This window comes from Arthrobacter sp. GCM10027362 (assembly GCF_042679445.1).
In the GTDB taxonomy this organism is placed as follows: domain Bacteria; phylum Actinomycetota; class Actinomycetes; order Actinomycetales; family Micrococcaceae; genus Crystallibacter.
This window is the reverse complement of sequence record NZ_JBHTML010000154.1, coordinates 1-9,552: the sequence shown is the minus strand read 5'-3', so window position 1 is coordinate 9,552 and position 9,552 is coordinate 1. Positions and strand designations below refer to the sequence as shown.

General features: G+C 68.4%; 10 protein-coding genes. 4 read left to right on the top strand and 6 right to left on the bottom strand.

Going from position 1 to position 9,552, the window contains the following annotated elements; all coding sequences use genetic code 11:
* Together ACFQ36_RS17460 and ACFQ36_RS17455 are read right to left on the bottom strand one after the other, a co-directional pair.
* Positions 1 to 1,516, bottom strand: a 1,516-nt coding sequence (locus ACFQ36_RS17460; RefSeq protein ID WP_377015907.1) for a DEAD/DEAH box helicase, incomplete at its 3' end; no start/stop codon positions are given.
* A gap of 286 nt (positions 1,517 to 1,802) precedes the next feature.
* Positions 1,803 to 3,308, bottom strand: a complete 1,506-nt coding sequence (locus ACFQ36_RS17455; protein ID WP_377015905.1) for an RNB domain-containing ribonuclease — start codon at positions 3,306 to 3,308, stop codon at positions 1,803 to 1,805.
* Between the two features lie 170 nt (positions 3,309 to 3,478).
* On the opposite strand from ACFQ36_RS17455, the gene ACFQ36_RS17450 reads away from it, so the two are divergent.
* Positions 3,479 to 3,613, top strand: a complete 135-nt coding sequence (locus ACFQ36_RS17450; protein WP_377015903.1) for a hypothetical protein — start codon at positions 3,479 to 3,481, stop codon at positions 3,611 to 3,613.
* Positions 3,614 to 3,686: 73 nt separating this feature from the next.
* Positions 3,687 to 4,028: a 4a-hydroxytetrahydrobiopterin dehydratase gene (locus ACFQ36_RS17445; RefSeq protein WP_377015901.1), complete on the top strand. Its 342-nt coding sequence runs from the start codon at positions 3,687 to 3,689 to the stop codon at positions 4,026 to 4,028.
* Between the two features lie 102 nt (positions 4,029 to 4,130).
* Here the strand turns inward: ACFQ36_RS17445 and ACFQ36_RS17440 are convergent, their stop codons facing one another.
* Genes ACFQ36_RS17440 through ACFQ36_RS17430 form a run of 3 tightly spaced genes read right to left on the bottom strand, consistent with a single transcriptional unit; the run spans position 4,131 to position 5,357 of the window.
* Positions 4,131 to 4,430: a hypothetical protein gene (locus ACFQ36_RS17440; RefSeq protein WP_377015899.1), complete on the bottom strand. Its 300-nt coding sequence runs from the start codon at positions 4,428 to 4,430 to the stop codon at positions 4,131 to 4,133.
* A 26-nt stretch (positions 4,431 to 4,456) separates the two neighbouring features.
* Positions 4,457 to 4,681, bottom strand: a complete 225-nt coding sequence (locus ACFQ36_RS17435; protein WP_377015897.1) for a DUF3107 domain-containing protein — start codon at positions 4,679 to 4,681, stop codon at positions 4,457 to 4,459.
* Positions 4,682 to 4,739: 58 nt separating this feature from the next.
* Positions 4,740 to 5,357: a TetR/AcrR family transcriptional regulator gene (locus tag ACFQ36_RS17430; protein ID WP_377015895.1), complete on the bottom strand. Its 618-nt coding sequence runs from the start codon at positions 5,355 to 5,357 to the stop codon at positions 4,740 to 4,742.
* Positions 5,358 to 5,573: 216 nt separating this feature from the next.
* Between ACFQ36_RS17430 and moeB the strand changes: the two genes are divergently transcribed.
* On the top strand, positions 5,574 to 6,767 hold the full coding sequence (gene moeB, locus ACFQ36_RS17425) for a molybdopterin-synthase adenylyltransferase MoeB (protein ID WP_377015893.1): 1,194 nt from the start codon (positions 5,574 to 5,576) through the stop codon (positions 6,765 to 6,767).
* A 69-nt stretch (positions 6,768 to 6,836) separates the two neighbouring features.
* On the opposite strand, the gene ACFQ36_RS17420 is transcribed toward moeB, so the two are convergent.
* Positions 6,837 to 8,174: a glutamyl-tRNA reductase gene (locus ACFQ36_RS17420; protein ID WP_377015891.1), complete on the bottom strand. Its 1,338-nt coding sequence runs from the start codon at positions 8,172 to 8,174 to the stop codon at positions 6,837 to 6,839.
* Between the two features lie 136 nt (positions 8,175 to 8,310).
* On the opposite strand from ACFQ36_RS17420, the gene hemE reads away from it, so the two are divergent.
* On the top strand, positions 8,311 to 9,372 hold the full coding sequence (gene hemE, locus ACFQ36_RS17415; RefSeq protein ID WP_377015889.1) for a uroporphyrinogen decarboxylase: 1,062 nt from the start codon (positions 8,311 to 8,313) through the stop codon (positions 9,370 to 9,372).
* Positions 9,373 to 9,552: the final 180 nt, after the last annotated feature.

The following is a 9,552-nucleotide window of genomic DNA, read 5'->3' as shown; positions in this document are numbered from 1 at the left end:
TGCGGCGCCGGCGCGTCCGGCCGCGGCCGCTGCCTTCCGTCTGCCCGCTGTCCTGTTCGCTGCCGCGCTTGTCGGCGCGTTCGTGCCCGCGGCCGGAGCGTTGGCCGCGGCCGCTGTGCTTCTTGCCGGTTTCGCCCAGGTCCTCGAGCTTTTCGGCCTCGAGTCCGGCCAGCTTGCGCTGGCCGCGCGGCAGCCTGCCCTTGGTGCCCTCCGGGATGTCCAGGTCCGTGTACAGGTGCGGGGAGGAGGAATAGGTTTCGCGCGGTTCCGGCACATCCAAGCCGAGGGCCTTGTTGATCAGGCCCCAGCGGGGAACGTCCTCCCAGTCCACGAAGGTGACGGCGGTGCCCTTGTTGCCCGCGCGGCCGGTGCGGCCCACCCGGTGCAGGTAGGTCTTTTCGTCCTCCGGGCACTGGTAGTTGACCACGTGCGTTACGTCCTCGACGTCGATCCCGCGGGCGGCGACGTCGGTGGCAACCAGCACGTCGACCTTGTCGCTGCGGAAGGCGCGCAGCGCCTGCTCGCGGGCGCCCTGGCCGAGGTCCCCGTGGATGGCGGCAGCGGCGAAGCCGCGGTCGATCAGTTCCTCGGAAACTTTAGCCGCGGTGCGCTTGGTCTTGGTGAAGATGATGGTCCGGCCGCGTCCCTGGGACTGCAGGATCCGGGCCACCACTTCGGTTTTGTCCAGGCTGTGGGCCCGGTAGATGACCTGCCGGATGTCCTTCTTGGTGATGCCCTCGTCGTCCGGGTCCGCGGCGCGGATGTGCGTCGGCTGGGTCATGTACCGGCGGGCCATGGCAACCACCGGACCGGGCATGGTGGCTGAGAAGAGCATCGTCTGGCGGACGGCCGGAGTGGCGCTGAGCAGGGTTTCCACGTCCGGCAGGAAGCCCAGGTCCAGCATCTCGTCGGCCTCGTCCAAGACCACGATGCGCACGTTCTTCAGGCTCAGGTGCCGCTGCCGGTGCAGGTCGATCAGCCGGCCGGGGGTGCCGACCACCACTTCCACGCCGTCCTTCAGCGCCTCGATCTGCGGCTCGTAGGCGCGGCCGCCGTAGATGACGGCGACCCGGGCATTGCGCTGCCGGGAGGCGGTTTCCAAGTCACGGGCCACCTGCACAGCCAGCTCCCGGGTCGGCACCACCACGAGCGCCTGCGGGGCGCCCGGCACGGGCAGCCTGTCGAAGCCGTCATCCTCGCGGCCGAGCACGCGCTGAAGCACCGGAATGCCGAAGCCCAGGGTCTTGCCGGTACCGGTCTTGGCCTGGCCGATGATGTCATGGCCGCCGAGGGCCACGGGCAGGGTCATGGCCTGGATGGGGAAGGGGTGGGTGATTCCGGCGTCGAAAAGGGACCGGACAATGTCCGCCCGGACGCCGAAATCAGCGAAGGTCTGCTGGGGCAGTTCGTGCGGGCGCTCGTCGGAGGAGAGTGAGGCCTCGACGGCAATCTGCTCGCTGCTGTTGTCCGCGTGCAGGCTGTGGTCCGCGGGGGAATTCTCTGTATTCAAGTACATACCGTTCAATCAGGCGCTCGGGCCGCGGTGCTCGACGGGTCCGCCACCTATGGTGGCAGCGCGGAACACGGCGGAGGCGTGGCGCATCCAGTGGAAGCCGATCGCGGGCTAACAACTGCGTGCCGGTCATGGCCATGCGGGACCATCGCGGCGGTTCAAGATCGCGTAGGTGCGGATCAGCTGATTTGTGTTTGTCCAGCAAAATTCACTAATAATCAACGACCGGGCATCCATTACTACAATGTCCAGTCTACCGGTGGATGCAAATCGGACGGCGGCGCCACTCTCAGGACTGGTTTGGGGGTGCGGCGCCGTCGAGCTCGAATCGGATGGTCCGAGCCGCGATATCCGCTTCGATCAGCCGGGCCCGGACGGTGGTGCCCGGCTCCAGGATCCCGTAGCAGCGGGCGGTGACGGCGGGACTGCGCAGCTGGATCATGCCCGAAGGGCCTCCGTTGCCGTTGGCGCCGTTGCCGTGGTTGTTGCCGTTGGCCTGCCCGTTGCCCGGACGGCTGCCGGAGATGACGACGGCGTCGAACACCTCGCCGACCCGGTGGCTCAGCAGCGCCGCTTGGACGGCGTCGAAAGCCGCCCTGTCCACCCGGGCGGCGAGCTGGTCGGAAGTAGCCATCAGCCGCGGCAGGTCCGGCAGCGCGTCGCGGGCCCACTGCGGGATCTCGGTCCCGGCGCACTGGGCCTCGCAGATGACCAGCACGAACCTGTCCACCAGCCGGCGCAGCGGGGCGGTGGCGTGGGCGTAAGGGGCGGCGATGGCGGCCTGGAGCTTTTCCTCGGGCAGGATGCCGTCGAAGGGCGTGTAGCCGGCGCCCCGGAAGAGCGAGGCTGCAGCGTGCAGCAGGGCCAGTTGTTTCGGATCCGACGCATCCAGGCCGCGCAGGTATTCACCGTATGGCAGGTCCTCGGCCCACGGATGGTCCAGGGCCCGGGTCTGGCGGCGGAAGTGCGCCTCGGCCTCGGCGTCCGGGGCGGGCATGGTGCGCAGAATGCCGACGCCGGCCTCAAGCATGAGCTGTGCGGCCGCCATGCCGGTCATCAGCGAAATCTGGGCGTTCCAGTCCTCCACCGGCAGCGGCGGACTCGAGACGATGAAATAGTGGCGTCCGTCGTGCGCTATGTCCTGGTCCGGGATGTTCAGGCTGGCCCCGCCCCGGCGGCGTTCCAACTCGATGCGCTTGAGGCCGATCTCCTTGAGCAGCATCAGGTACTCCGGTGCGTCGCCCGAGTCGATGTCCTGCTGCACCTCCGAGTAGCTCAGCTTTGCCTGGCTGCACACGGTGGCGCGCCGCAATGCCACCGACTGCACGTTGGCCTCAGGATCCAGGCCGAATTCCCACACGTAGGCCGCCCGGACCCGGCCGGGCAGCAGGCTGCCGGCGTCTTCGCTGATCAGCTCCGGATGAAGTGGAATGCGTCCGTCAGGAACATAGATGGTCTGTCCGCGCCGGCGGGTCTCCGCGTCCAAGGCGCTGCCGGGCACCACGAAGGATGGGACGTCCGCGATGGCGTACCAGACCCGGTAGCCATTGGCTGCCCGCTCCAGGTACATGGCTTGGTCCAGGTCCGTGGAACCTGGCGGGTCGACGGTGACGAAAGGCAGTCCGGTTAGGTCCGCCGGCGGCAGGGTCTGGCTGGACACTGCCTGCTTGGCTTCGTCCATTACCGCTGCCGGAAAATGCGGGGGCAGTTCGAACTGGACCCGCAGCTGTCCAAGCACCTGGGCCAGCAGATGCTGTGACTCATGCACCTTCGCGTCCAGACGTGAATACTTCACATGCCAAGATTAGAGCAGTCCCGGCGGGGACGGCCCGCTTCGGGCGGTTAATGCCTCCACCCCGCGCAGCGCAGTGCGCTTTCCCACTGCCCGCAGGCTCGCTGCGGGGCCTGCGGCGCCCGGTGACATCCCGGCAGAGGCGGCGATGGAGCCCTTTCAGGACTTCAGGGGTGCGTTCCACCGAACATGGGTTCGTGGGCATGCTGCCGGGCGCGGCCGCACCCGACGCCGCCACGGCCGAACTCTTCGCGCAACTGACCGGGAACCACTCACGCCGGACGGACGCGCCTGGGCTGACCGCCTGAAGCTACAAACCGGACCGTATCCCGGCTACGCTGGCTGCCGTCTGCAAGCTGCACCGGAACGAGTGGAGACGACATGCCTGAGGCCAAAGACATTCTGACGCGCGAGCAGATCGACGCCGAATTGCGCGAGCTGTCCCAGTGGACCTATCAGCAGGGCGGGCTGGTGACGGTGTACAAGCTGGAGAACGGCAGGCAGGCGCTGGACCTGATTGCCGCCGTGGGCGACATCGCCGAAGAGGCGAATCACCATCCGGACCTGGACTGGCGCTACAACCGGGTATTCCTCCGGTTCTCCTCGCACGACGCCGGCGGGCAGGTGACGACCCGGGACGTGTCGGCTGCGGCCACGGTCAGCGCGGTCGCCGAGCGGCTGGGAGCCGTCGCGGAGCCGGACAAGTATCCCACCCGCAGCTAGCGCCGAGGGTCCCGCCGCGAGCTTGCGAGCGGTGGGCAGGCGGGCGCAGCTAGCGCCGAGGGTCCCGCCGCGAGCTTGCGAGCGGTGGGCAGGCGGGACGCGCTAGCGCAGGATCGCGTTGAGCCGGGCCAGGTCCGCTGCCGCCCGGCGTCGGCCGATGAACCATGCCCCTGCCCACGCCGCCGCAATAGCGGCGGCGATGGGCAGCAGCCAGGTCAGGAAGGTCGGTCCCGGCCGGGACCCGAGCCCCGCGAAGAGCAGGACCAGGCGCAGCAGCACGGCGGTCACCACGGCGGCTGCCGGCTGCAGCAGTACCCCGTAGCTGGCACGGTTGTGATCCACGGCCCAGACCGTAAACCCTGCGGCGGCCGCGGCGAGCACGACCAGGATGAACTCAACCATCGTGCGGCTCCGGCTGGTCGGGCCGGCTACAGGGCGCCGAAGCCCACGCGCCGGGTTTCCTCGGCGCCGATTTCGACATAGCCGAGTACGTTGGACGGGATAATGACCATGCGGCCCTTGCTGTCCTTCAGGCGCAGTTCGGCACCGCCGTTCATGGCGCGGCTGACAAGCTCGGCAACTGCGTCGGGCGTTTCGGCCGACTCAAAAACAATCTCCCGGCCCACGTTCTGGATGCCGATCTTGATTTCCACGCTCTTGCCTCCTGGATGTAACGGGTAACTTCCGTCTGGAAATCTATCCGAATTTTCCCTACGGTTCCTTCGGAAACCGGGAAATTCCGCGCCAAGCTAAACGGTAGATCAGCTCGCACGCGGCATCCCGGTCCAAGCCTGCGCCGGCCTGCACCCAGTATCGGGCACTGACCTGCGCCATGCCGGCCAGGGCCCGGCCCAGCAGCGTGGCTTCCGCGATGGAGAGGTTGGTTTCTTCGGCCAGGACCTCGGCGACGGAGCCTGCCAGCCGCGTATTGAACCCTTCCAGCCGGGCGGAGACCTCCGGATCGTTGGCCAAATCCGATTCGAAGACAATCCGGTGTGCCTGGCTCTCCTCCGCGATGAAGCGGTAGTAGGCACCGATGGTGGCGTGGACCCGGGCCTTATTGTCCGTCGTGGAGTTCAGGGCGTCCATCAGCATGGCGGTCAGCGATTGGAGGTGGTGGTCCAGCAGCGCCAGGTAGAGGTCCCGTTTGCCGGGAAAGTGCTGGTACAGCACGGGCTTGCTGACATGCGCGGCGTCGGCGATCTCGTCCATCGCCGCGCCATGGTAGCCATTGGCGACGAAGACTTCGTGGGCTGCCTGCAGGAGCTGGCGGCGGCGTTCATCGCGTGGGAGCCGGGCGGATTTGGCAGACCTGGACTCACTGCTCACGGTCTGGACTCGTTGGTTCGGCTCACGTCTGTTCGGACCCTATCTCGTGGAAACATACCAAGTCCGGCCACGGCACAGCGGCGCTGCACCGCTGAGCCGGTACCTAGCCAGTGTACGCGGCGGCCACGCACGCGGGCGGGAGCGGGAATATCGGGAAGTCGGGAAATCTGAAAATGAAAATACAGTCATGGTGCGCAGTTAGCGTAAATTGGCCGTATGGGTAGCGAAGCGACAATCTCCGGCCTGCCGCCGCTGGTGGAGCCGGCCGGCTCCCTGACTCCGGAGGAGATCCAGCGGTATTCGCGGCACCTGATCATCCCCGAGGTCGGCATGCAGGGGCAGCTGCGGCTGAAGAACGCGCGTGTGCTGGTCATCGGTGCCGGCGGCCTGGGGTCCCCGGCCCTGCTGTACCTGGCGGCCGCGGGAGTGGGCACGCTGGGGATCGTGGACGACGACGTCGTCGAGGCCAGCAACCTGCAGCGCCAGGTGATCCACGGCGTCTATGACGTGGGGCGGACCAAGGCGCAGTCGGCGCGCGGCAGCATCCGGGAGCTGAATCCCGCCGTCGACGTCGTGCTGCACGAGGTGCGCCTGGATGCATCCAACGCGCTGGAGATCTTCGCCGGCTACGACCTGATCCTGGACGGCACGGACAACTTCGCCACCCGCTATCTGGTCAACGACGCCGCGGCGCTGCTGGGCAAGCCCTACGTCTGGGGGTCCATCCTGCGCTTCGACGGCCAGGTCAGCGTTTTCTGGGATGCCTACGGCCCCAATTACCGGGATTTGTATCCGGAGGCACCGCCGGCCGGCTCGGTGCCCTCCTGCGCCGAAGGGGGAGTGCTGGGCGTACTGTGTGCCCAGATCGGCTCGGCGATGGTCAACGAGGCGATCAAGCTCATCACCGGGATCGGCCGCACGCTCCTGGGCCGGGTGCTGATCTTCGACGCGCTGGCGATGAGCTGGCGGGAGGTGCGCGTGCGCAAGGACCCGGACGCCGCCCCGATCACCGCCCTGGCCGACTATGAGGGGTTCTGCGGTGTGGCCCCGGCCGACGCCGGTGCGGACCTCGACGGCCTGACCGTGTCGGCCGTGGAACTGGCCGGCATGTTGGCGTCACGGCAGGCCGGAGACCGGGACTTTGAGCTCATCGATGTACGCGAGCCGGGGGAGCACCAGATCGTCGGCATCCCCGGTGCGCGGCTGGTCCCGAAGGGCCTGATCCTCTCCGGGGAGGCGCTGGATGAGTTGCCCCGGGACCGGGACCTTGTCCTGCACTGCAAGTCGGGTGCCCGGTCCGCCACGGTGCTGGCCCACCTGCGGCAGGAGGGCTTTGACCGGGTAAAGCATCTGGACGGCGGGATCCTGGCCTGGATCCGGCAGGTGGAGCCGGACAAGCCCGTGTATTAAGGTTCCCGGGCAGGTCCTTGAACCGGAGGACCTGAAGGCCTCCTGCGCGGACGGTGCCTTCCGCGGGCCTTAGGCGGACTCGGCGACGGCGTCATTGTGCGGCACGGGGCACGCGTCCTGCGCCGCGCCCTCTGCAGCCTTCTGCGCGGCGGGTTCCTCCACGGTGATGCCGTACAGCGCGTCCAGGGCGGCGATATAGTCGTCCTGCCGGCCCGCGGCGGCCAGTTCCCGGGCCCGGACGGTAGGCAGGTGGAGCAGTTGCTTGACCATGCGGCGCATGGCGAACTCCACCTCCTGCGCCGGCCCGGTGCAGCCGTGCTGCGTGCGGACCTTCTCCAGCTCGTTCTCCAGGACCTGCATGGTGTGGCGCCGCAGGGCCACGATGGCCGAATCGATGGAGCGTTCCTTTTGCTGGTGCTCGAACGCCCGGGCCGCCTTGGTGACGATATGCTCAGCCTGCCGGACGGATTCGGCCTGTTCCTCGGGGGCGGCCAGGCGCACGGATTCCAGCGTGATCAGTTCCACCCCGTCCAGCGCCGCCACGGCCGGATCGAAATCATGGGTCAGTGCCAGGTCGATCATGATCAGTGGCTTGCCGGATTCCTCACGCACGCGTGCGATGTCGTCGGCCGCGACCCGGCTGTCGCTGCCGCTGCAGCCGATGACCACGTCCGCCGCGGCCAGGGCTGCATCCAGGGTCTCCCGTGTCAACGGCGTCCCGCCCCGGGTGGCAGTAAAGGTTGCGGCGCGGCCTGACGGGGAATGGACCGAGACGTTGGTGCAGCCGCGTTCACGCAGCAGGGCCATGGTTGCACCGGCGTAGGCGCCGGTGCCGAAAACCACCACGTTCTTTTCCGTCCAGCTGCGGTCTTCCGAGAGGTCGGTGGCCAGGTCGAGGGCGACGGAAACGATGGACAGGCCGCGGCCGCCGAGCGCCGTTTGGGCACCGACGTCCTTGGCCGTGCGGGAGGCCGCCTGGAAGAGCCGGACCAGGGCGGCGCTCGCGGTGCCCTGGTCCTGGGCCTGGATCAGGGCGCGGCGCACCTGCCCGGCGATCTCGCGTTCGCCGACGACGGCGGAATCCAGCCCCGCGCCGACGGCGAAGAGGTGCTGGGTGACCTCCGTGCCGGTCTTGGTGTCGAAGTACCGGGAAACCAGGGACTCGGCCAGGCCGGAGGCGCCGCTGATTGCTGAGATGACCTCGGCGCGGGCGGCTTCGACATGCTCTTCGGACTCGGCCTCGCAGTAGATTTCGAGGCGGTTGCAGGTGGACAGGACCACAGCGCCGGAGACCGCGTTCCCGCTTTCCAGCACGCCGGAAGCGACCTGGGAGGAACCGGCGCTGAGGCGGGCCACAGTTTCCAGGTCTACGTCTGAGTGCGATGCAACGAGAGAAAGTAAGACCACAACCCCTACATCATAGCCACTGGCCGGCCACCGGACCTATTAGGCATGCCTGACCCGGTGCCGGGTCGGTTCCCCGCCCGCGCGGACCGGCCGCCGGTTGGCAATCGGCACTGCAACTGGAGCAGAATCTATTGTCATGACATTGAATGCCTCCCACCCGCTGCTGGACGGCCGCACGGCGGATTCGCCGCTGATCACTGCCTACCGGGGAGGGAAGCCGGAGCGGCGCCCCGTCTGGTTCATGCGCCAGGCCGGCCGTTCGCTGCCCGAGTACCGCGAGGCGCGCAAGGGCATTGCCATGCTGGATTCCTGCCTCATGCCCGAACTTGCGGCGGAAATCACACTGCAGCCGGTGCGGCGGCACGACGTCGATGCGGGAATTTTCTTCTCGGACATTGTGGTTCCGCTCAAGTTGGCCGGTGTGGACGTGGATATTGTCCCGGGCGTCGGCCCCGTCCTGGCTTCCCCGGTGCGTACTGCCGCCGACGTGGCCAGGCTGCCGCAGCTGACCGGGGAGGCGCTGGAACCGATCCGCGAGGCGGTGAAGCTCACCGTGGCCGAACTGGGGAACAAACCGCTGATCGGTTTCGCCGGCGCGCCCTTCACGCTCGCCGCCTACATGGTGGAGGGCAGGCCCTCCCGCGACCATCTCGGCCCGCGCACCATGATGCACGCGGATCCGCAGGCCTGGCAGGCCCTGACGGCCTGGGCCGCCGATGCCTCCGGGATGTTCCTGCGCGCGCAGCTGGAAGCCGGTGCCAGCGCCGGACAGCTCTTCGACTCCTGGGCGGGTTCCCTGGGTCTGGCCGACTACCGCCGTCATGTGGCGCCTGCTTCGGCCCGGGCACTGGACCACGTGCGCGGCCTCGGCGCCCCGCTGGTGCATTTCGGCACCGGCACCTCGGAACTGCTGGTGGCCATGCGCGACGTCGGCGTCGACGTGGTCGGCGTGGACTACCGCCTGCCGCTGGACGAGGCCAACCGCCGGCTGGGCGGAACCACCCCGCTGCAGGGCAATATCGATCCGGCGCTGCTGGCCGCTCCCTGGGAGGTGCTCGAGGAGCATGTGCTCGAGGTGATCGCCGCCGGCGCCGCCGCCCCTGGCCACGTGCTCAACCTCGGCCACGGGGTGCCTCCGGAGACCGATCCTGACGTGCTCACCCGCGTGGTCAAGCTGATCCACTCGGTGGAGCCGTAGCCATGCCGGACCGCGAGCGCAATCCCGTCACCGCCGCACTGCATAAGGTCGCAGCGCACCAGAAGGCCGCGCAGCAGAAGGCCGCGCAGCAAAAAACCGCCGCCGAGCCCCAGGCCCGCCAGGATGCGGCGCAGGCCGTCGTCGTCGGCGGCGGCATGGCCGGCCTGGCCGGTGCCCTGG